This window comes from Streptomyces sp. NPDC048521 (assembly GCF_043199855.1).
Lineage (GTDB): Bacteria > Actinomycetota > Actinomycetes > Streptomycetales > Streptomycetaceae > Streptomyces.
Genome location: NZ_JBICWR010000012.1, coordinates 126,411 through 148,142 on the forward strand (window position 1 = coordinate 126,411; position 21,732 = coordinate 148,142).

At 73.5% G+C, this 21,732-nt stretch carries 21 protein-coding genes; 16 read left to right on the top strand and 5 right to left on the bottom strand.

Features of this window, described 5'->3' with window-relative positions; all coding sequences use genetic code 11:
- Positions 1-21: 21 nt before the first annotated feature.
- From rhaI to ACGFRF_RS26365, 7 genes are all read left to right on the top strand, one after another.
- Positions 22-1,182: an L-rhamnose isomerase gene (gene rhaI / locus ACGFRF_RS26335; protein WP_393743926.1), complete on the top strand. Its 1,161-nt coding sequence runs from the start codon at positions 22-24 to the stop codon at positions 1,180-1,182.
- A gap of 109 nt (positions 1,183-1,291) precedes the next feature.
- Positions 1,292-3,331, top strand: coding sequence for a bifunctional aldolase/short-chain dehydrogenase (locus tag ACGFRF_RS26340; protein ID WP_393743928.1), 2,040 nt, complete (start codon positions 1,292-1,294; stop codon positions 3,329-3,331).
- 5 nt (positions 3,332-3,336) lie between these two features.
- Positions 3,337-4,788, top strand: a complete 1,452-nt coding sequence (locus ACGFRF_RS26345; RefSeq protein WP_393744274.1) for a rhamnulokinase family protein — start codon at positions 3,337-3,339, stop codon at positions 4,786-4,788.
- A 96-nt stretch (positions 4,789-4,884) separates the two neighbouring features.
- A complete protein-coding gene (locus ACGFRF_RS26350) occupies positions 4,885-5,640 on the top strand; it encodes a (Fe-S)-binding protein (protein ID WP_393743930.1) in 756 nt (251 codons plus the stop codon).
- Positions 5,637-7,124, top strand: a complete 1,488-nt coding sequence (locus ACGFRF_RS26355) for a LutB/LldF family L-lactate oxidation iron-sulfur protein (RefSeq protein WP_393743932.1) — start codon at positions 5,637-5,639, stop codon at positions 7,122-7,124. Before ACGFRF_RS26350 ends, ACGFRF_RS26355 begins: the two co-directional genes overlap by 4 nt.
- Positions 7,121-7,762, top strand: a complete 642-nt coding sequence (locus ACGFRF_RS26360; RefSeq protein ID WP_393743934.1) for a lactate utilization protein C — start codon at positions 7,121-7,123, stop codon at positions 7,760-7,762. Before ACGFRF_RS26355 ends, ACGFRF_RS26360 begins: the two co-directional genes overlap by 4 nt.
- Positions 7,763-7,838: 76 nt before the next feature.
- A complete protein-coding gene (locus tag ACGFRF_RS26365) occupies positions 7,839-8,993 on the top strand; it encodes an ABC transporter ATP-binding protein (RefSeq protein WP_393743936.1) in 1,155 nt (384 codons plus the stop codon).
- Between the two features lie 6 nt (positions 8,994-8,999).
- On the opposite strand, the gene ACGFRF_RS26370 is transcribed toward ACGFRF_RS26365, so the two are convergent.
- The 4 genes from ACGFRF_RS26370 to ACGFRF_RS26385 all read right to left on the bottom strand — a co-directional run bounded on the left by ACGFRF_RS26370 (position 9,000) and on the right by ACGFRF_RS26385 (position 11,937).
- Entirely contained in the window at positions 9,000-9,941 is a 942-nt protein-coding gene (locus tag ACGFRF_RS26370) for an ABC transporter substrate-binding protein (protein ID WP_393743938.1), read from the bottom strand.
- A complete protein-coding gene (locus tag ACGFRF_RS26375) occupies positions 9,938-10,609 on the bottom strand; it encodes an ABC transporter permease (protein WP_393743940.1) in 672 nt (223 codons plus the stop codon). The genes ACGFRF_RS26370 and ACGFRF_RS26375 overlap by 4 nt, the downstream gene beginning before the upstream one ends.
- Positions 10,606-11,286 (bottom strand): ABC transporter permease, encoded by a 681-nt coding sequence (locus ACGFRF_RS26380; protein WP_393743942.1) that lies wholly within the window; start codon positions 11,284-11,286, stop codon positions 10,606-10,608. Before ACGFRF_RS26380 ends, ACGFRF_RS26375 begins: the two co-directional genes overlap by 4 nt.
- 78 nt (positions 11,287-11,364) lie before the next feature.
- Positions 11,365-11,937 (bottom strand): TetR/AcrR family transcriptional regulator, encoded by a 573-nt coding sequence (locus tag ACGFRF_RS26385; protein WP_393743944.1) that lies wholly within the window; start codon positions 11,935-11,937, stop codon positions 11,365-11,367.
- A gap of 163 nt (positions 11,938-12,100) precedes the next feature.
- Between ACGFRF_RS26385 and ACGFRF_RS26390 the strand changes: the two genes are divergently transcribed.
- The 4 genes from ACGFRF_RS26390 (at position 12,101) to ACGFRF_RS26405 (ending at position 16,317) form a co-directional block, all read left to right on the top strand.
- Positions 12,101-12,958, top strand: coding sequence for an AAA family ATPase (locus ACGFRF_RS26390; protein WP_393743946.1), 858 nt, complete (start codon positions 12,101-12,103; stop codon positions 12,956-12,958).
- The gene (locus ACGFRF_RS26395) at positions 12,955-14,307 is read left to right on the top strand and encodes a VWA domain-containing protein (protein ID WP_393743948.1); all 1,353 of its coding nucleotides are present in this window, start codon (positions 12,955-12,957) and stop codon (positions 14,305-14,307) included. The genes ACGFRF_RS26390 and ACGFRF_RS26395 overlap by 4 nt, the downstream gene beginning before the upstream one ends.
- 61 nt (positions 14,308-14,368) lie before the next feature.
- Positions 14,369-15,343, top strand: coding sequence for a D-cysteine desulfhydrase family protein (locus ACGFRF_RS26400; protein ID WP_393743950.1), 975 nt, complete (start codon positions 14,369-14,371; stop codon positions 15,341-15,343).
- 374 nt (positions 15,344-15,717) lie between these two features.
- On the top strand, positions 15,718-16,317 hold the full coding sequence (locus ACGFRF_RS26405; RefSeq protein WP_393743952.1) for an HD domain-containing protein: 600 nt from the start codon (positions 15,718-15,720) through the stop codon (positions 16,315-16,317).
- A 99-nt stretch (positions 16,318-16,416) separates the two neighbouring features.
- On the opposite strand, the gene ACGFRF_RS26410 is transcribed toward ACGFRF_RS26405, so the two are convergent.
- A complete protein-coding gene (locus ACGFRF_RS26410) occupies positions 16,417-17,361 on the bottom strand; it encodes a LysR family transcriptional regulator (RefSeq protein WP_393743954.1) in 945 nt (314 codons plus the stop codon).
- Positions 17,362-17,462: 101 nt separating this feature from the next.
- Here ACGFRF_RS26410 and ACGFRF_RS26415 point away from each other — a divergent pair, with 101 nt between their 5' ends.
- The 5 genes from ACGFRF_RS26415 to ACGFRF_RS26435 all read left to right on the top strand — a co-directional run bounded on the left by ACGFRF_RS26415 (position 17,463) and on the right by ACGFRF_RS26435 (position 21,498).
- On the top strand, positions 17,463-18,158 hold the full coding sequence (locus ACGFRF_RS26415) for a type 1 glutamine amidotransferase domain-containing protein (protein ID WP_393743955.1): 696 nt from the start codon (positions 17,463-17,465) through the stop codon (positions 18,156-18,158).
- A 543-nt stretch (positions 18,159-18,701) separates the two neighbouring features.
- The gene (locus tag ACGFRF_RS26420; RefSeq protein ID WP_393743957.1) at positions 18,702-19,193 is read left to right on the top strand and encodes a hypothetical protein; all 492 of its coding nucleotides are present in this window, start codon (positions 18,702-18,704) and stop codon (positions 19,191-19,193) included.
- 63 nt (positions 19,194-19,256) lie between these two features.
- On the top strand, positions 19,257-19,931 hold the full coding sequence (locus tag ACGFRF_RS26425) for an RNA polymerase sigma factor (protein WP_393743959.1): 675 nt from the start codon (positions 19,257-19,259) through the stop codon (positions 19,929-19,931).
- Positions 19,928-20,269 carry a hypothetical protein gene (locus tag ACGFRF_RS26430; RefSeq protein ID WP_393743961.1) on the top strand — a complete coding sequence of 114 codons (342 nt, stop codon included), beginning with the start codon at positions 19,928-19,930 and terminating at the stop codon, positions 20,267-20,269. The genes ACGFRF_RS26425 and ACGFRF_RS26430 overlap by 4 nt, the downstream gene beginning before the upstream one ends.
- Before the next feature lie 263 nt (positions 20,270-20,532).
- Positions 20,533-21,498, top strand: a complete 966-nt coding sequence (locus ACGFRF_RS26435) for a pirin family protein (protein ID WP_393743963.1) — start codon at positions 20,533-20,535, stop codon at positions 21,496-21,498.
- Positions 21,499-21,732 lie beyond the last annotated feature (234 nt).

Genomic DNA, 21,732 nt, shown 5'->3' on the forward strand with positions numbered 1-21,732 from the left:
CCGAAGTCACAGGAGCCCGAAGTGACCGACCTCGCCGCGGTGAAGGCCGCGCTGAAGACACAGGCCGTCGAGACGCCGTCGTGGGCGTACGGGAACTCGGGGACCCGCTTCAAGGTGTTCGCGCAAGCCGGCGTCCCGCGTACGCCGCAGGAGAAGCTGGACGACGCGGCCAAGGTGCACGAGTTCACGGGGGTTGCGCCGACCGTCGCCCTGCACATCCCGTGGGACAAGGTGGAGGACTACTCCGCACTGGCGAAACACGCCGAGGACCGGGGGGTGAAGCTGGGGGCGATCAACTCCAACACCTTCCAGGACGACGCCTACAAGCTGGGCAGCATCTGTCACCCGGACGCGGCGGTGCGGCGCAAGGCCCTCGATCATCTGCTCGAGTGCGTCGACATCATGGACGCGACCGGCTCCTCGGACCTGAAGCTGTGGTTCGCGGACGGCACGAACTATCCGGGCCAGGACGACATCCGCGCGCGCCAGGACCGGCTCGCCGAGGGGCTCGCCGAGGTCTACGAGCGGCTCGGCGAGGGGCAGCGCATGCTGCTGGAGTACAAGTTCTTCGAGCCCGCCTTCTACACGACGGACGTCCCGGACTGGGGGACGGCGTACGCGCACTGCCTGAAGCTGGGGCCGAAGGCGCAGGTCGTGGTGGACACCGGGCATCACGCGCCCGGGACCAACATCGAGTTCATCGTCGCCACGCTGCTGCGCGAGGGCAAGCTCGGCGGGTTCGACTTCAACTCCCGCTTCTACGCCGACGACGACCTGATGGTGGGTGCGGCCGACCCCTTCCAGCTGTTCCGGATCATGTACGAGGTCATCCGTGGGGGCGGGTTCAGCCCCGACGTGGCGTTCATGCTCGACCAGTGCCACAACATCGAGGCGAAGATCCCGGCGATCATCCGGTCCGTGATGAACGTGCAGGAGGCCACCGCCAAGGCGCTGCTCGTCGACCGCGTCGCTCTGGCCGAGGCGCAGGCCGCCGGAGACGTGCTGGGCGCCAACGCGGTGCTGATGGACGCGTACAACACCGACGTGCGGCCGCTGCTGCGGGAGGTGCGCGAGGAGATGGGGCTGGACCCCGAGCCCCTTGCCGCGTACGCGCGGTGCGGGTGGGCCGAGAAGATCGTCGCCGAGCGGGTCGGAGGGGAGCAGGCCGGTTGGGGGGCGTGAGCGTCTGCCCGACTCCGTTTCGTCGCGGGCTTCGGGTCGGCCGTGGCCGGCCGCGCAGTTCCCCGCGCCCCTGAGGAAACCCCCCTTCTCGAGTAAGGACTGGAAGTTCATGGCAACCCATCCCGAAGCCGCCGCTCTCCTCGCCCGGTCCCACCGGCTCGGCGCCGACCCCCGTAACACCAACTACGCCGGCGGCAACGCGTCCGCCAAGGGCACCGAGACCGATCCCGTCACCGGTGGGGACGTCGAGCTGATGTGGGTGAAGGGGTCCGGCGGTGACCTGGGCACCCTGACCGAGTCCGGGCTCGCCGTACTGCGGCTGGACCGGCTGCGGGCCCTGCGGGACGTCTACCCCGGTGTCGAGCGGGAGGACGAGATGGTCGCCGCGTTCGACTACTGCCTGCACGGCAAGGGCGGGGCGGCACCGTCCATCGACACCGCCATGCACGGGCTCGTGGACGCCGCGCACGTCGACCATCTGCACCCGGACTCGGGCATCGCGCTCGCCTGCGCGGCCGACGGGGAGAAGCTGACCGCCGAGTGCTTCGGGGACAGCGTCGTGTGGGTGCCCTGGCGGCGGCCCGGCTTCCAGCTCGGGCTGGACATCGCGGCCGTGAAGGAGGCCAACCCGCAGGCCATCGGATGTGTGCTCGGCGGGCACGGCATCACGGCCTGGGGTGACACGGCCGAGGAGTGCGAGCGCAACTCGCTGCACATCATCCGCACCGCGGAGGCCTTCCTGGAGGAGAAGGGGAGGCCGGAGCCGTTCGGGCCGGTCGTCGAGGGGTACGAGCCGCTGCCCGAGGCCGACCGCCGGGAGCGGGCCGCCGCGCTCGCGCCGTACGTCCGGGCGATCGCCTCGCAGGACAAGCCGCAGGTGGGGCACTTCGACGACTCCCAGGTCGTGCTCGACTTCCTGGCGCGGGCCGAGCACCCGCGGCTCGCCGCGCTCGGCACGTCCTGCCCCGACCACTTCCTGCGGACCAAGGTGCGGCCGCTCGTGCTGGACCTGCCGCCGGCCGCTCCGCCGGAGGAGGCCGTCGCGCGGCTGAAGGAGCTGCACGCCGAGTACCGCGAGGAGTACGCCGCCTACTACCACCGGCACGCCGAACCCGACTCCCCCGCGATGCGCGGCGCCGACCCGGCGATCGTGCTGGTGCCGGGGGTCGGCATGTTCTCCTTCGGCAAGGACAAGCAGACCGCTCGGGTGGCCGGCGAGTTCTACGTCAACGCGATCAACGTGATGCGGGGCGCCGAGGCGGTGTCGGCGTACGCGCCGATCGAGGAGTCGGAGAAGTTCCGCATCGAGTACTGGGCGCTGGAGGAGGCCAAGCTCCAGCGGATGCCGAGGCCGAAGGCGCTGGCCACGCGCGTGGCACTGGTGACGGGGGCCGGCAGCGGGATCGGCAGGGCGATCGCGCACCGGTTGGTGGCCGAGGGCGCGTGTGTCGTCGTCGCCGACCTGAACGCCGAGAACGCGGCCGCGGTGGCCGAGGAGCTGGGCGGGTCCGACAAGGCCGTCGCCGTGACCGTCGACGTGACCTCCGAGGAGCAGATCGCCGAGGCCTTCAAGGCGGCGGCGCTCGCCTTCGGCGGGGTCGACCTCGTCGTCAACAACGCCGGCATCTCCATCTCCAAGCCGCTGCTGGAGACGTCGGCGAAGGACTGGGACCTCCAGCACGACATCATGGCCCGCGGGTCGTTCCTCGTCTCGCGGGAGGCGGCGCGGGTGATGATCGCTCAGCGGCTGGGCGGCGACATCGTCTACATCGCCTCGAAGAACGCCGTCTTCGCCGGGCCGAACAACATCGCCTACTCGGCGACCAAGGCCGACCAGGCCCACCAGGTGCGGCTGCTGGCCGCCGAGCTGGGCGAGCACGGGATCCGCGTCAACGGGGTGAACCCGGACGGCGTGGTGCGCGGCTCGGGCATCTTCGCCGGGGGCTGGGGCGCGCAGCGGGCCGCCGTCTACGGGGTGGAGGAGGAGAAGCTGGGCGAGTTCTACGCGCAGCGGACCATCCTCAAGCGGGAGGTCCTGCCGGAGCACGTCGCGAACGCGGTCTTCGCGCTCACCGGTGGCGACCTCACCCACACCACCGGACTGCACGTCCCGGTCGACGCCGGCGTCGCGGCCGCCTTCCTCCGGTGACGGACGTGCGCGCGTACGCCGCGGTCGACCTCGGTGCCTCCAGCGGGCGGGTGATGGTCGGCCGCGTGACCCCGGACTCCCTGGAGCTGGCCGAGGCGCACCGCTTCCCCAACCGGCCCGTGCGGGTCCCGGAGGGGCTGCGCTGGGACGTGCTCGGCCTGTACGCGGGGGTGCTGGAGGGGCTCCGGGCGGCCGGTGCCGCGACCGGCGGCCGGCTCGACTCCGTCGGCATCGACAGCTGGGCCGTGGACTACGGCCTGCTGGACGCCGACGGAGCCCTGCTCGGGAACCCGGTGCACTACCGGGACGCCCGCACGGAGGGTGTCGCGGAGAAGGTGTGGGCCACCGTGCCGGCCGCCGAGCTGTACGCGGCGACGGGCCTGCAGTACGCCCCCTTCAACACCCTGTACCAGCTGACGGCGGCGGCCGCCACGGCCCAGCTGGCGCACGCGCGGCGCCTGCTGCTCGTCCCCGACCTGCTGACGTACTGGCTGACCGGCGAGCAGGGCACCGAGCTGACCAACGCCTCGACCACCCAGCTCGTCGATCCGCGGACGCGGGACTGGTCGTACGACGTGGCCGCCCGGCTCGGCATCGACCTGAGCCTGTTCGCGCCGCTGCGGCAGCCGGGGGATCCGGCGGGCGTGCTGCGGGCGGAGGTACTGGAGGAGACGGGGCTGACCGGACCGGTGCCGGTGACGGCGGTCGGCTCGCACGACACGGCGTCCGCGGTGGCCGCGGTGCCGGCGACGGGCGAGCGGTTCGCCTACATCTGCACCGGCACCTGGTCGCTGGCCGGCCTGGAGCTGGACGCGCCCGTGCTGACCGAGGCGAGCCGCGCCGCCAACTTCACCAACGAGCTGGGACTGGACGGCACGGTCCGCTACCTGCGCAACATCATGGGCCTGTGGCTGCTCCAGGAGTGCGTGCGGACCTGGGGCGACCCCGATCTGAGCGCGCTGCTGCGGGAGGCCGCCGCGGTGCCGGCGCTGCGTTCGGTGGTGGACGCCTCCGACCCGGCGTTCCTCGCGCCGGGCCGGATGCCCGAGCGGATCGCCGAGGCGTGCCGGGCGTCGGGGCAGCCGGTGCCCGAGACCCGGGGCGAGATCACACGCTGCATCCTCGACTCGCTCGCCCTGGCTCACCGGCGGGCGGTGGAGGACGCCCAGCGGCTGGCCGGGCACCCCGTCGACGTCGTGCACGTCGTGGGCGGCGGCACCCGCAACGCACTGCTGTGCCAGCTCACCGCCGACGCCTGCGGACTGCCCGTGGTGGCCGGTCCGACGGAGGCGGCCGCCCTCGGCAACGTCCTCGTCCAGGCCCGGGCGCACGGGCTGGTCGGCGACCGGCACGCGATGCGGCGGCTGCTCGCCCGGACCCAGCCGCTGACCCGCTACGAACCACAGGGCGGCACCGGCCGTTGGCGCGCGGCGGAGGCCCGGCTGACCGCGCGGTGACCGCACCCCCGGCTCGCCGCGTGAGCCGGGGTCTCCCCCGCGTCCCGGTGCCGGACTACCCTGCACTCATCCGATGATCAACCCCAAGGAGCCGCGATGCGTGTCGCCCTGTTCCTGACCTGTGTCAACGACACGCTCTATCCGGACACCGGTCGCGCCGTGGTGAAACTGCTGACCAGGCTGGGCGTGGACGTCGACTTCCCGATGGGCCAGACGTGCTGCGGGCAGGCCCACTACAACACGGGCTACCGGCATGAGGCCGAGCCACTGGCCCGGCACTTCTCCGATGTCTTCCGCGAGTACGAGGCGATCGTCACGCCGTCCGGGTCGTGCGGGGCGATGGTGCGGGAGCTGTATCCCCGGATGGGCGAGCGGGCGCGGGCCGAGGGCCGCGGAGACTCTCTCGCCGCCACCCTGGCACCGGTGGTGCCGAAGACGTACGAGCTGACGGAGTTCCTGGTGGACGTGCTGGGGGTGACGGACGTGGGGGCGTACTATCCGCACACGGTCACCTACCACCCCACCTGCCACGGCCTGCGCGGCCTCGGGCTCGGCGACCGGCCCCGGCGACTGCTGGAAGCCGTCGAGGGACTGGAACTGGTCGAGCTGCCGGGAGCCGAGGAGTGCTGCGGGTTCGGCGGCACCTTCGCCCTGAAGAACGCCGAGGTCTCGGCGGCGATGGGCGCGGACAAGGTGCGCAACGCCGAGTCGACGGGCGCGGAGGTGCTGTGCGCGGCCGACAACTCCTGTCTGATGCACATCGGCGGCACGATGAGCCGGCTGCGGACAGGGATGCGGCCCGTCCACATCGCGGAGATCCTGGCGAGCACGGAGGAGGAACCGGCGGTATGAGCGGAACGTTCGTCGGCATGCCCGCGTTTCCCGCCTTCCCGGAGGCGGCGCGCCAAGCGGTCCACGACCCCACCCTGCGCGGGAACCTGCGGCACGCCACGCACACCATCCGGGCCAAACGCGCCAAGGCCGTCGGCGAGTTGTCCGACTGGGCGGAGCTGAGGGAGGCGGGCCGCCGGATCAAGGACCACACGCTGCGCCATCTGGACCGGTATCTCGTGCGGCTGGAGGAGTCGGTCACCGCGGCGGGCGGTACGGTCCACTGGGCCGCCGACGCGGACGAGGCCAACCGGATCGTGGCCGAACTGATCAAGGAGACCGGCGAGTCGGAGGTCGTCAAGGTCAAGTCGATGGCCACGCAGGAGATCGGGCTCAACGAAGCCCTCGAGGCCGAGGGCATCCGCGCCTACGAGACCGATCTCGCCGAGCTGATCGTCCAGTTGGGCAAGGACCGCCCCTCGCACATCCTCGTCCCGGCGATCCACCGCAACCGGGGTGAGATCCGGGACATCTTCGCGAGCGAGATGGGCGAGTGGGGCCGCCCGGCCCCCGAGGGCCTGACCGACACGCCCGCCGAACTCGCCGAGGCCGCGCGGCTGCACCTGCGGGAGAAGTTCCTGCGGGCGAAGGTCGGCGTCTCCGGCGCCAATTTCATGGTCGCCGAGACCGGCACCCTGGTCGTCGTGGAGTCCGAGGGCAACGGCCGGATGTGCCTCACCCTGCCGGAGACGCTGATCTCGGTCGTCGGCATCGAGAAGGTGGTGCCGACCTGGCGGGACCTGGAGGTCTTCCTCCAGACCCTGCCCCGCTCCTCCACCGCCGAGCGCATGAACCCGTACACGAGCATGTGGACGGGGACGACGGACGAGGACGGCCCGACGGCCTTCCATCTGGTCCTGCTGGACAACGGCCGCACCGACACCCTCGCCGACCAGGTCGGCCGCCAGGCCCTGAGCTGCATCCGCTGCTCGGCCTGCCTGAACGTCTGCCCCGTCTACGAGCGCGCGGGCGGGCACGCCTACGGCTCGGTCTATCCGGGTCCGATCGGCGCCATCCTCAGCCCTCAGCTCCGGGGCACGGCGAGCGAGATCGACGCCTCCCTGCCGTACGCCTCCTCGCTGTGCGGGGCCTGCTACGAGGTGTGTCCGGTGGCCATCGACATCCCCGAGGTGCTGGTGCATCTGCGGGAACGGGTCGTGGAGGGCGGGCCGGCGGTCCGGCAGGGCAACAGGGTCGTCCTCAAGCCCGCCAAGGGGCATGCGGCCGAGCGGGCGGCGATGCGGGCCGCGCGCTGGGCCTTCGCCCACCCCGGCGCGCTGCGCACCGGGCAGCGGCTCGCCTCCCGCACCCGCCGGCTGCACCCCCGTACCCTGCCGGGCCCGGGCAAGGCGTGGAGCGGTACCCGGGACCTGCCGGTCGTACCGGCCGAGTCCTTCCGGGACTGGTGGCAGCGCACGCGAGGTGGAAAGGACAACGCCAAGTGAGCAGCAGGGAACGCGTTCTGGGCCGGGTGCGGCGGGCGCTCGCCGATGTGGTGCCGGACGACAGGCCGTACGAGGCGGCCGTGGAGCGGGGTTATCTGCGCGAGCACGGGGCGCGTACGGCCGAGCAGACGGTGGAGCTGCTGGCGGAGAACCTGGCGGACTACCGGGCGATCGTGCACCGCTGCGGCGCCGAGGAGATGCCGGACCTGGTCATGCGGCTGCTGGCCGAGCGCGGCTCCCAGGAGGTGCTGGTTCCGCCCGGGCTGCCACCGGAGTGGATGTCGGCCGCCGACCCCGTGCGGATCCACGACCGGGCGGTGAGCACGCCGCACCGGCTGGACCAGGTGGACAGCGTGGTGACGGGGTGTGCCGTGGCGATCGCCGAGACCGGCACCCTGGTCCTGGACAGCTCCCCCGACCAGGGCCGTCGCCGTATCTCGCTCGTCCCGGACCACCACATCTGTGTCGTCCGGGTACCGGACCAGGTCGTCTCCTCCGTCCCGCAGGCCCTGGAACGCCTCGACCCCACCCGACCGCTGACCTGGATCTCCGGGCCCTCGGCGACCAGCGACATCGAGCTGGACCGGGTCGAGGGCGTGCACGGGCCGCGGACGCTGGAGGTGATCCTGCTCGGCTGACGGTCCGCTTCCCTCGTGTCCGCCGGCCGGGGCACGGCGGGATGAAGGCCCGGGCACCCTGCCGTAGCGTGAGGGAATGATCCGGTTCGAGCAGGTCACCAAGCGGTATCCGGACGGTACGACGGCCGTGGACGACCTGTCCTTCGAGGTGTCCGAGGGCGAACTCGTCACGCTCGTCGGACCGTCCGGCTGCGGCAAGACGACGACCATGATGATGGTGAACCGGCTGATCGAGCCGACCTCCGGCCGGATCCTCGTCGGTGGCGAGGACGTCGCGGCCGTCGACCCGGTGCGGCTGCGCCGCCGGATCGGCTACGTCATCCAGCAGGTCGGGCTCTTCCCGCACCGCACCGTCCTGGACAACACCGCGACCGTGCCCGCGCTGCTCGGCTGGAAACGGGGGAAGGCGCGGGCCCGTGCGGCCGAGCTGCTCGACCTGGTGGGCCTCGACCCGAAGACGTACGGGCCGCGCTACCCGGAGCAGCTGTCCGGCGGGCAGCGGCAGCGGGTCGGTGTGGCCCGGGCGCTGGCGGCGGATCCGCCGGTGCTGCTGATGGACGAGCCGTTCGGCGCGGTCGACCCGGTGGTGCGCGAGCAGTTGCAGGACGAGTTCCTGCGGATGCAGGCCGCGGTCCGCAAGACGGTGCTGCTGGTCACGCACGACATCGAGGAGGCCGTCCGGCTCGGCGACCGCATCGCCGTCTACGGGCAGGGCCGCATCGAGCAGTTCGACACGCCCGGCGCGGTGCTCGGGGCGCCCGCGACGCCGTACGTCGCGGGGTTCGTGGGTGCCGACCGGGGGCTGAAGCGGCTGTCGGTCACCGCGGTGGAGCCGGACGACCTGGAGCAGCCGCCCGTGGCCCGGCTGGACGAGCCGGCCGCCCGCGCCCGGGAGCGGCTGCGGTCCGAGGGCGCTAGGTGGGCGGTCGTCCTGGACGCGCACGGCGACCTGCACGGCTGGGTCGGCATCGACGAGCTGACACCGGGCGGCACGGTCGGGGACCTCGCCCACCGGATGACCGCCTGGGTGCCGGTCGGCGCGCCCCTGAAGCAGGCGTTCGGGGTGATGCTCCAGTACGACGCCGGGTGGGTCGCGGTGCTGGACGGGGCGCGTTTTCGCGGTGTGCTGACCCCGGCGAAGCTGCACGAGGCGCTGCGCCGCTCGGTGGACGCGGACGCGCGGGGCGTGGCCCGGGGACAGGTGCCGTTCGACTCGGTGTCGGACGCCTGAGGCGGCTCAGCCCACCAGGCCCTTGCGCTGGAGATAGGCACGCGCCACATCGGCGGGCAGCCGGCGCCAGCTGTCGACCTGCCGGTTCATGTCGGCCAGGTCACGGGTGGTGAGGACGGTGCCGAGCTTGCCGAGTGCCTTCGCCACGCCGGCGCTGCCCGCACGGGAGCGGTTGACGACCGGCACCACGTAGTCGGCGTTCTGCAGATGCTTGTCGTCGGCGAGCAGCACCAGACCGAACTCGTCGAGCGTGGCGTCCGTGGTGGTGGTCAGCACCATCTGGTCCCGGCCGTCCTGCACGGCCCGCTTGGCCTGCGTGGTGCCGACGCCCTTGGGATCGACCCCGGTGATGTCGATGCCGTACACCTTCTTCAGGCCCGGTGCGCAGTACGGCCGCTGTACGCATTCGTCGCCCGCCGCGAGCCGTACCCGCAGTCCGGAGGCGCCCAGGTCGCTGAGGGTTTTCAGGCCGTGCCGGCGGGCGAAGGAGGCGCTCACCGCGAAGGCGTTCTGGTCGACCGCGCGGCCGGGTGCAAGGACGGTGAGGCCGCGGGGCGTGGCGAGGCGGCGCAGGGCCTTCATGGTGGTGTCGAGGTCGGGCGAGCCGGCCGGGGGCGCGTCGGCGCCGTGGGTCTTGGCGTTCAGCCAGTCGGCGAAGGTGGCCGCGTACTCGGGCACGACATCGATCTGGCCGGATTCCAGGGCCGGTTCGTACAGTTCCCGGTTGGCGACCGTGATCAGGGACGTCCGGTAGCCGGCCCGCTCGAGGAGCTGGGCGTACATCTGGGCGAGCAGATCGCTCTCGGTGAAGCCTGCCGAGCCGATGGTCAGGTGGTGGTTGTCGCCGGGCGGCGCGGTGACCTGGCCGCGGTTCTCCAGGGAGGGGCCGGTGGAGCAGGCGGTGAGGGGCAGCACCAGGGCCGCCGCCAGGGCTGCGCGGCCGTTCACCGGCCGCCCCTGGCCCACATCGGTGCGAGCCGCTCGGCGACCTCGAAGACGGCCTCGACGAGGAGGGCGAACACCGCGACGAGCAGCGCGCCGGCGACCACCTGCGGTGTGCTGGCGAGGTTGAAGCCGGCCGTGATGATCCGGCCGAGGCCGCCGCCGCCCGGGAGCGCGGCGAGGGTTGCGGTCGCGACGAGCTGGACGGCGGCGATCCGCACCCCGTTCAGCACCATGGGGAGCGAAAGGGGCAGCTCCACGTGGAACAGCATCTGCCGCCCGGTCATCCCCATGCCCCGCGCCGCCTGGACGACGCCGCGGTCGACCTCGCGCATGCCGACGTAGGCGTTGGTGAGCAGCGGCGGTACGGCGAACAGCACCAGGGCGACCACCGTGGGCCCCTCGCCCCACTGCCCGACCGGGGTCAGGAGCAGCAGGACCAGGACGGCGAAGGTGGGGACGGCCCGGCCGACGTTGGAGATGTTGACGGCGAGCGCGCCGCCCTTGCCGAGGTGGCCGAGGACGAGGGCGACGGGCAGGGCGATCAGGCAGCTGATGAGCAGGCAGACGAGCGTGAGCACCAGGTGCTGAAGGAGCCGGTGCCGTACGCCGTCGTCTCCCGACCAGTGTGCGGGGTCGGTGAGCCAGTCCCAGGCGGCGGCGAGGGTGTTCATGCGCGGCCCGCCCTCGCCCACGGTGTGATCAGCCACTGCACGCCGAGCAGGAGCAGGTCGGCGGCGACGGCGATCAGCACGCACAGCACGGACGCGGTGAGCACCTGGGCCTTGAAGTAGGTGTTCATGCCGGCGTAGATGAGGTTCCCGAGGCCGCCGAAGCCGACGATCGCGCCGACCGTGACCAGGGAGACGGCCGAGACGGTCGCGATGCGCAGCCCGGCCATCGCGGCGGGCAGGGCGAGGGGCAGTTCGACGGCGAGCAGGAGGCGGACGGGGCCGTAGCCGAGGCCGCGCGCGGCCTGCCGGGTCTCCTGCGGGACGGCGCGCAGGCCCGCGAGGATGTTCCGGACGAGCAGGGTGAGCGAGTACAGCACGAGACCGGTGACGACGAGGCCGGCCGAGAGGCCGTAGAGGGGCAGGAGCAGGGAGAACATCGCCAGGGACGGGATGGTGTAGAGGATCGTCGTCACGGCGAGGACCGGGCCGGCCGCCCAGCCCCAGCGACGGGCGAGTACCGCGAGTGGCAGGGCGATGGCCAGGCCGATGAGGACGGACAGGGCGGTCAGCTGGAGGTGTTGGAGGACCGCGTCGAGCAGGATCTGGCGGCGGGTGCTCAGATAGGCGCCGCAGATCCACTCGTTGCGCGCGAGGCAGTCGTCCGGGGGCGCGGTCACGGCTCCATTGCACCGGGCGGGCGAGCCGGTCGGCGCGTTGTGGTGGCCCGTACGGGGGTAGGTTGCGGTTCCGCCGGGCTACTTCACCCCGGCCGCGTCCAGCAGGGCGGTCGCGGTCACCGTGGCGAGTTTGTCGTCCAGGCGTTCCACCGCGGCGCCGGCCCGGGCGCTGGCGCCGTCGAAGACCAGCAGGAGCTGGCGGGCGAGCAGCTCGGGGTCCCGGGCGCCGCCCCGCTCGGCCTGCGTGCGGAAGGTCTGCGCCAGGTCTTCCTTGACCCCGCGGGCGACCGCGTTCGCCGGGTGCCCGGGGTCCTTCAGCTCGACCAGCACGGCCAGGTAGGGGCAGCCGTGGTACCCGGGGTCCACAGAGCCCTTCTCCAGCTGTTCGAAGACGTACAGGATGCGCTCGCGCGGACTCGCGGCCTGCGGGTCGGGGTGGGTGAACCGGGCCTCGTACACCGGGATCCGCCGCTGAAGGCTCGCGGCCAGCATCTCGTCCTTGCTGTCGAAGAGCTGGTACATCGACCGCTTGGAGACACCCGCCTCCCGGCACAGCGCCTCGACGCCGATGGACACGCCGTCGCGGTAGGAGAGCCGGGCGGCCGCGTCGAGCAGCCGGTCGCGCGGGGACGCCTTGTCTGTGGAGGCCATGGGGCGAGGTTACCGCGCCACGGACGAAGGGAAACCGATCGGTGTATATCCCTCGGCCGCCCCCTGCCGTCTCCGCCGGATCCACGTGACACGGACGGTGAACAAGCGCTTAGATAGTCGTCAGCAGTGCGGAACCCGCTCCCCGACCCCGCCGGAGGCCCCGTTGTTCACGTCCGTCGACGACGTCTCCGCCCGCCTCGCCGAGACCGGCTACCTCGCCTCGCCCGCCGTCGCCACGACCGTCTTCCTCGCCGCCCGGCTGGGCAAGCCGCTGCTGGTGGAGGGCCCCGCCGGGGTCGGCAAGACCGAGCTGGCCAAGGCCGTCGCCCAGGTGGCCGGGGCCCGGCTGGTCCGGCTCCAGTGCTACGAGGGCGTGGACGAGTCCCGCGCACTGTACGAGTGGAACCACGCCAAGCAGCTGCTGCGGATCAGCGCGGGCCGCGACGAGAACTGGGACGAGACCCGCACCGACATCTTCAGCGAGGAGTTCCTGCTCCCCCGCCCGCTGCTCACCGCCATCCGCGGGGACGAACCGACGGTGCTGCTGATCGACGAGACCGACAAGGCCGACGTCGAGATGGAGGGACTGCTGCTGGAGGTGCTCAGCGACTTCCAGATCACCGTCCCGGAGCTGGGCACGGTCACCGCGACCCGCCGCCCGTTCGTCGTCCTCACCTCCAACGCCGGCCGGGAGCTGTCCGAGGCGCTGCGCCGCCGCTGCCTGTTCCTGCACATCGGCTTCCCGGAGGAGGAGCTGGAGCGGCGGATCGTACGGCTGAAGGTGCCGGGCCTCGGCGAGGCGCTGACCGCGTCGGTGGTCCGGGTGGTCGGGGCACTGCGCGCCATGGACCTGCGCAAGGTTCCGTCCGTCGCCGAGACCATCGACTGGGCGCGCACCCTGCTGGCCCTGGGCGCCGACACGCTGGACGAGACGGTCGTACGGGACAGTCTCGGGGTGATCCTCAAGCATCAGGACGACATCCAGAAGGCGGCCGCGAAGCTCGACCTGGACGCGCTGTGACCGGTGTCGCCGAGCGCATCACCGGCCTCGTCGGGGCGCTGCGCGCCCACGGGGTGCGGATCGGCACCGGGGAGACCGTGGACGCGGCCCGCGCGGTGGAGGCGCTGGGACTCGCGGACCGGGAGCTGCTGCGCGAGGGCCTGGCCGCCACGCTGTTGCACGGCCCGGCTCAACGCGCGGTGTTCGACCCGGTCTTCGACCTGTACTTCCCGCGCGGGGTCGGCCGCCCGGACGGCGACCCCGCCGACCGCGAGGCCCTGCGTGACCGGCTCGCCGAAGCACTGGCCGCCGACGACCGCGCGCTGATGGCCCGGTTGGCGGCGGAGGCGGTCGAGGGCCTCGGCGGATACGGGAGTTCACCGGAGACGGACGGCTGGTCGGCGTACCAAACCCTCGAACGGCTCCGTCCGCAGACCTTGTTGGCCCGGGTGCGGACCGACGTCCGGGGGCGGAACGAGAGCGGCGCGGGATTCGCGGACCGGTTGCTGGACGACGAGATCCGGCGCCGGATCGAGGAGTTCCGGCGGATGGTCGGGGCGGAGGCCCGGCGCCGGGTCGCCGAGCGGCGCGGCCGGGACGAGATCGCGCGGCGCGGCGTCCGGCCGACGGCCGACCGGGTGGACTTCCTGTTCGCCGACCAGGACCGACTGACCGAACTGCGCAGGGCGGTCCAGCCGCTCGCGCGCAAGCTGGCCACCCGGCTCGCCGCACGCCGCAGGCGAGCCGCGCGCGGCACGATCGACCTGCGCCGCACCCTGCGCTCCTCGCTGTCCACGGGCGGGGTGCCGATGCGGCCGGTGCTGCGCCGGCGCCGCCCGGCACGCCCCGAACTCGTGCTGCTGTGCGATGTGTCCGGCTCGGTGTCCGGCTTCTCGGACTTCACGATGCTGCTGGTGCAGGCACTGCACGACCAGTTCAGCAAGGTCCGCGTGTTCGCCTTCGTCAATCGGCTCGACGAGGTGACCGGCCTGCTGGATCACGGCCGCGCCGACCCCGACGGGCTCGGCGCCCGCATCCGTGCCGAGGCCACCCTCACCGGCTGGCACGGCAGCAGCGACTACGGCGTGGCGCTGGGCGAGTTCGCCGAACGGTACGGCGACGCGGTCGGGCCGCGCACGACGGTGTTCGTCCTCGGGGACGCCCGGACGAACATGAGCGACCCGAATTTGCCCGCCGTACGCGACGTCGCCCGGCGAGCCCGCCGCGTGTACTGGCTGAACCCCGAGCCGCGCGACCGGTGGGGCACCGGCGACTCGGCCGCGCCCGCCTACGCCGAGCTGATCGAGATGCACGAGTGCCGCACGGCCCGGCAGCTCAGCGCGCTGGTCGCACGCCTGCTGCCGGTGTGACGCCGGACGGCCTCCTGTGATCGACTGGCCACCCGCCGAACCGCTACCGAGGATGTCCGCCATGAACCACCCGTCCGTGCCGCTCGGCACGTACCCCACCCCCGTCGAACCTGCGCCCCGGCTGGCCGCCGCGCTCGGACTCGGACCGGACGACCTGTGGATCAAGCGGGACGACCTGACCGGCCTGGGCGGCGGCGGGAACAAGATCCGCAAGCTGGAGTGGACGGTGGGCGCGGCCCTCGCCGACGGCGCGGACACGCTCGTGACGACGGGTGCCCCGCAGAGCAACCACGCCCGGCTGACCGCCGCCGCCGGCGCACGCCTCGGACTGGACGTCGTCCTCGTGCTGCGCGGCTCGCCGGGGGTCTCGCGGTCCGGGAACCTCGCCCTGGACGGGCTGTTCGGGGCCCGGCTCGCCTGGGCGGGCGAGGTGGACCAGGCAGGACTGGACGCGGCGGCGGCCGAGGTGTGCGCCCGGCTGCGAGCGGACGGTGCGCGTCCCGCGCTCATCCCGTTCGGCGGTTCCAGCGCGCTGGGGGCCCGTGGCTATCTGCGCTGCGGCGCGGAGCTGCGCGAGCAGGTGCCGGACCTGCGGACGGCGGTGGTCGCGCTCGGCTCGGGCGGCACCATGGCCGGGCTGGTCGCGGCCCTGGGCAGCGGGTCGGTCCTCGGCGTCGACGTGGGCGCGCTGGCCGGCCCGGCCGCGGCGGTGGCCGAGTTCGCGGCGCCGCTCGTGGAGGCGCAGGTCACGACGGAGGGGCTGCGGATACGCCGGGACCAGGTGGGCGACGGGTACGCGACGCTGACCGGCCCGGTGCGCGAGGCACTGCGGCTGGCCGCCCGCACCGAGGGCCTGGTCCTCGACCCGACCTACACGGGCCGGGCCCTGGCCGGACTCCGCGCGGCCGTCGCCGACGGCGACGTCCGGCCGGGCGAGAAGACCGTCTTCGTCCACACCGGCGGCCTGCCCGGCCTGTTCGGCCACGCGGACGCCGTCACGTTCGCGGAGGAAGGAACGACGACTTACCCGCGCTGACGAGAACGGACCGCCGGCGGCCACGGCATCGTGGTGGGGGACGCAGGGGACCCCTACTCCACGCCCAGGGGGGAGCACCAGGGCTATGACGCCTGGACGGCAGGAGCGGACTGTGGGCCGCCGCATCTGCCGTGTGGCGGACGGAGGGGATCCGTGTGCGTCGTGCGTCCCAGCCGCGCGGTGCCGCCGGTTCCGCGAGGCGGACCGGGCACGCCACCGGGCCGCACACCCTGCGACCCGGCTCCCGCGCGGACGGTCGGATCCGCCACTCGGCCAACCCTTCGCGTACTCCTTCGCCATGATCGCGGCGAAGTCGAGGACCATGACCTGGTTCAGCCAACCGCCCCGCCCGCGCCGGTGATTACTCTGGCACGGTGACAGCCACCGACACAGCGTCGATCGCGACGGGCGGCACCGGCGACCCGTCGCTACGGCCCCTGCCCGCGAGGGCCACCCTGCTGCTGGAGCAAGTCGAGGCCCCGCCACGGCTGGTCGCCCACCTCAGGGCGGTGCACGACGTCGCGGCGCAGCTCGCGCAGTGGGTGCGCCGGCACTGCCCGGACCTGGAGTTCGACGCGGAGGCGGTGCTGTTCGGTGCCGCCACGCACGACATCGGCAAGGCCGTGCATCCGGCCGAGCTGTCCGGTCCCGGCGCACAGCACGAGGCGGCGGGCCGGGAGTTGCTGCTCGCGCACGGGGTGCCGGCCGACCTCGCCCGGTTCGCCGGCACCCACGCGTCCTGGACGGCTCCCGCGACCGGTGTGGAGGACCTGCTGGTGAGCCTCGCCGACAAGGTCTGGAAGAACAAGCGCGTCCCGGAGCTTGAGGACCTGGTGGTGGCCCGGCTGGCCGGTGCCGACGGGCGGCCGGCGTGGGAGTGGTTCATGGAGCTGGACGGGATCCTCACGGCCATCGGGGAGGGCGCCGACCGTAGGCTGGCGTACCAGATGGCCCACCCCCTGAGCCGAAGGTGACCATGTACGCGACCTCCCTCGGTGACGACGGCGCCGAGCTGTCTCCCTCCTGCCGCGGCCGGAGTCGGCGAAGGGTGAGCGGTGGTGTGGGGCGGTCGGTCACCAGGTGCGTGCTGAGCGGAGCAGGAGCGCACGGACGCGGGCCACGTCCGGGTTGTCGCAGGCACCGGGTCGCTGGACGAGGAAGCCGGTGTTGATCGGCGGGTCCTCCGGATCCAGCAGCGCCACCAGCGTGCCGGAGTCCAGCAGGTCCTGGCACAGATAGCGGGGCAGGACGCTGAAACCGGCGCCGGCGGCGACGGCGGCGAGCACTCCGCGAAGGTCGGGCACCGTCACGGCGGCGGTGCGGGACAGACGCCGGCCGAAGACATGGCGCCAGTAGCGGCGGGCGATCGGCAGGTCCTCGGCGTAGGTGATCAGCGGGACGCCGTGCAGGGCCGCCGCCCCTTCGACGGCCGTCCGGTCCCTCAGCCGCTCCGCCCAGGCCGGGGCGGCGACCAGGACGAACTCCTCGTCCATGAGCGCAACGGCGTGCAGCGTACGGCCCCGGGGCCGGGTGGTGGCGATCACCAGGTCGTGCCTGCCCGCGCGCAGTTCCTCCAGCAGCGGATCGGTCAGCCCGGTCGACACGCGCAGCCGTACGCCCTCGGCGACCAGCGGGGCGAGGGCCGGCAGGACGGTGGTGCACAGGAGTTCCGCGGGGCCGGCCAGATGGACGGGCTCGGCGCGGGCGCCGGCCGGTGGGGTGGGTCCGGCGACGGCGGCCAGCTCGTCCAGGGGGGCGGCGATCCGGGCGGCGAGTTCGTCGGCCACCGGGGTCGGCGCGACGCCGCGCGGCAGCCGTTGGAACAGCTCCCGGCCGGTCTGCCGCTCCAGCGCGCGCATCTGCGTCGTCACCGTCGGCTGCGACAGGCCCAGCAGGCGGGCGGCGCCGGTGAAGGAGCCGGAGCGGTACACCGCCAGGAAGGTGCGCAGCAGGTTGAGGTCGAGGGAAGCGGTCTCCACGCGTCCGAGTATCACCGCCGGGTATTCCCCGGGACCCATAGAAGATCCGATGTCAGCCATTCGATGCTTCATTGGAGGCCTATGGGTCGCTTGGCCTACGTTCTTTCTCGAAGACGCAAGCTTTCGGGAGAGAGAACCTCATGTCGAAGATCCTGTTCGTGATGACCGGCGCCGACCAGTGGACGCTCGCCGACGGCACCTTGCACCCCACCGGCTTCTGGGCCGAGGAGGCCGTGGTCCCCTACCGCGCCCTCAAGGCCGCCGGTCACGAGGTCGTCGTCGCCACGCCGGGCGGTGTGGTGCCGCCGGTCGACCGGGCGAGCCTGGCCGCCGAGGTCAACGGCGGCCAGGAGAAGGCCGACGAGATCGCGCGTGCGCTGGAGGAGATGACCGAGCTGCGGGTGCCGGTGAAGCTCGCGGAGGTGGACCTCGACGACTTCGCCGCCGTGTTCTACCCCGGCGGCCACGGCCCCATGGAGGACCTGGCCGTGGACGCCGAGTCGGGCCGGCTGCTCGTCACGGCCCTCGACTCGGGCAAGCCGCTGGCCGTGGTCTGCCACGGACCTGCCGCCCTGCTCGCCGCCGTCCGGGCCGACGGCTCCAACGCCTTCGCCGGATATCGGGCGGCGGCCTTCACCAACGAGGAGGAGACCCAGGGCGGCCTCGCCGGACGGGCCAAGTGGCTGCTGCAGGACCGGCTGACCGAGGCGGGCGTCGACGTCCGCACGGCCGAGCCCTGGGCGCCGCACGTCGTGGTCGACCGCAACGTCATCACCGGTCAGAACCCGGCCTCCTCGGCCCCGGTCGCCGAGGAACTGCTCAAGCACCTGGGCTGAAACGACCGACGGAACCGACCCGACGCAGCTCGCGGGCGGAGCGCTCGGGCTGAGGAAGCGGACGGGGGGCGGCCCGACCGAGGAAGCGGCACTGAGCCGGTGTGTGGGCGAGACGGCGGCCGCCCGGCATCCGCCGGCCGCCGGCCTCCGGCGAGACAGCGCACCGAGGGCCCCCGATGCCAGGCAGTCGCCGAGCTGAGGCGGCCGCCGGGCCCGGGCTGCCAGGACCGGCCGGGGCGGGGCGGCTCCCCTGAGGCGGCCACCGTGGGCCGAGGCGACCGGCCGGGCGGAGGTGGCTCGTCTGGGCAGCGACGCGAGTCGCTCCCGAGCCGGTGCCGGGGAACGGTCGAAGACGCGGACGGCTCCGCCGAGTCGGCCGCGCGGGCGGCCGAAGGCACCAGCAGCTCCGCCCCGCAGGCGGTCGAGCAACGGTACGGAAAATTCTTCGGACGTCACCTGCAACCTCGGCCGGGGTCGGACGTCTGTCGGGGTGGAGGCCTCCACTTCGACCAGATGTCCGACCCCGAACGACCGAAGGAACACATGTCCGCACACCGTGTCCCCCGCCCGAGCCGCGTCCGCAGGCTGCGCACCGCCCTGGGGGTCTCCGCAGTAGGCGCGGCGCTGGCCGTCGCCGGCACCATGACCGCCCAGGCGGCCCAGAGCGACACCAACTCCCCGGCCCACTCCGGCACCACCGCAGCCCCGTCCCCGACCCCGGCGGACGACCAGGCGACCCCCTCCCCCGCCCCGGCCGACGGCCCCGCGCGCTCAGCCCCCGCCCCGGCCGACGGCCACGCGGCCCCGTCCCCCGTCCCCTCACCCGTCCGCCCGGGAACCCCCAAGCCGGCGCCCGCCACAGGCACTCCCGCCCCCGCCCCCGTACCGGCCACCCCCAGCCCCGTACCCGTGCCGTCGACCGCCGCCCCCGCCCCCGCGCCCGCGTATCCGGCCCCCGCGCCGGTGCCGGCCCGTCCGGCGCCCGCCCCGCACCACGGCCGCGCCACCCCGGCGCCGGTTCCGCCGCAGCACTGAGGTACGGCCGGTGCGGGGGAGCCGTCGCGCGGCGGCTCCCCCGCTCCCGGCTCCGGGAGACCCATGACGACAACCACAGCTCCGGCGGCGGCCCTGCCCTGGGCCCGGCGACCCCCCGCATCCTGGCGGCGGTCCACGCGAGCGCTGCTGACCCGCGTCCTCGCCCGGACCCGGACGGGTACGACATCGGCAGCGCCCGGCACCGGGACCGGGACCCGCACGGGCACGCACACCCTGGCCCGACCCGGACAACCGCCCGCCATCGAGGAGTTGTACCACCACCGCCGGCTCGCCCTCGTGCGCCTGGCGGTGCTGCTGGTGGACGACCTGCCCACGGCCGAGGACGTCGTACAGGACGCGTTCACCGCGCTGTTCCGCCGGCACGGGCACCGGCTCGACTCGTTGGACGACCCGGAGGCGTACCTGAGGACCAGCGTGGTCAACGCGGCCCGCTCGGTGCTGCGCCGGCGCAGGACCGTACGGGCACACACCCCGCCGCCCGAGGGATACGCACCGGCCCCGGAGGAGGACGTACTGCTCCACGAGGACCACCGGGAGGTGCTGGCGGCCCTGCGCACGCTGACCCGGCGTCAGCGGGAGGTACTGGTGCTGCGTTACTGGTCGCATCTGACCGAGGTTGAGATCGCGGCGGCGCTCGGTCTGTCGCGGGGAGCCGTCAAGTCCACGGCCAGCCGGGCCCTGGACGCGCTCGGCCGGCGTCTGGAGGGGCTGCGATGAACGAGTCCGGTACCGCGATCGGGTCGACGCCGGTCGAAGAGCGGCTGCGGGCCGCCCTGGCCGCGCGGGCCCACTCCGTCGGCCCCGCCGACCTGCGGCCTCTGCGCCCGCCGGCCGAGGCGGTACGGCCCCGCCGGGTGCTGCTGCGCCGGGCCGTGGTGGGCGTGCTGGCCCTGGCCGCCGTGGCGGCGCTGGTGTTCTTCACCGTGCGCGACGGGCAGGCGCGCCCCACGGGACCGGCCCACTCCCCCCGGCCGACCATCGGCACGCCGTCCCCGGTGCCGAGCCCGGCCCGCCCGTCCGCATCCGAGCCGTACCCGAGCGCACCCCGGCCCTGAGAGCAGGAGAAGAGGGAACCACGCCCGCCCCCGGCCCCGAACCACGCCGGATCAAGCGCCTGTGCCACCCCGCCCCGGCCCAGGCCACGCCGCATCACGCGGTGTGCCCACCCCGCGCCGCCCCAGGCCAAGCGGCATCAGGCGGTATGCCACCACGCCCCGACACCGGCCGGAACCGCAGCCCCACACCACCCCCGCTCAGCGAAGGAACGTCCGAGTTTTCGCGCCCCCGGTCCGACGCCCGCACCGCTAGGTTGGGCGGTATGAGCAACCTTGACCGCGCGCCCGTGCCCAGCGTCTGCGGCGGCCGCGGATTCGTCGTCGCCGAACCCGTCCGCGAGCTGCTGAGCCCCCGTTATGTCAGGCTGGGCGAGTCGACGGAGGTGCGCCGGCTGCTGCCGAACCTCGGCCGGCGCATGATCGGCGCGTGGGCCTTCGTCGACCACTACGGCCCGGACGACATCGCCGACGAGCCCGGCATGCAGGTCCCGCCGCATCCGCACATCGGGTTGCAGACGGTCAGCTGGCTGCACGAGGGCGAGGTGCTGCACCGGGACTCGACGGGGAGCCTGCAGACGATCCGGCCCCGGCAGCTGGGCCTGATGACCTCCGGCCGCGCGATCAGCCACTCCGAGGAGAGCCCGAAGACGCACGCCCGTTTCCTGCACGGCGCCCAGCTGTGGGTGGCGCTGCCGGATGAACACCGGCACGCGGAGCCGCGGTTCGAGTACCACCCGGAGCTGCCCACCGTCACCGCGCCCGGCCTGACCGCCACGGTGATCCTCGGCGACCTGGACGGCTCCCGCTCCCCCGGCACGGCGTACACCCCGATCGTCGGCGCCGATCTCGCCCTCACCCGGGGCACCGACGTACGCCTGCCCCTCGAACCCGACTTCGAGTACGGGGTGCTGGCGATGTCCGGCGAGGTGCGCGTGGACGGGGTGCCGGTGCTGCCCGGTTCGCTGCTCTACCTCGGCTGCGGGCGGTCCGCACTGCCGCTGCGCGCCGAGTCGGACGCCGGGATCATGCTGCTGGGCGGCGAGCCGTTCGCCGAGGAGCTGATCATGTGGTGGAACTTCGTCGCCCGCACCCAGGCGGAGATCGAGCAGGCCCGCGAGGACTGGCTGCAGGGGACCCGTTTCGGCGAGGTGAAGGGCTACGACGGAGACCCGCTGCCCGCGCCGGAGCTGCCGCACACTCCGCTGAAACCACGAGGAAGGGTGCGCTGACCGGGAAATGGCCGGGCGTCCGACCCGGCGAGTTCGAGACGGCGCGGGCCGCCGCCGACCGGGCGTAGGGCCACGCACGGCGAGATCCCGCGCGGGTATCTGCCCCGGGGTCGGCACCTGCCCGCCGCGTCTTCCCACCGCGCCCCCCCCCCGCCACGCCTGCCCGGTTCGGACGCCTGATGCCCGTTGGGTGTCACAGCCGCCGAAACAGGTCTTGGACGGGCACCTCGCGCC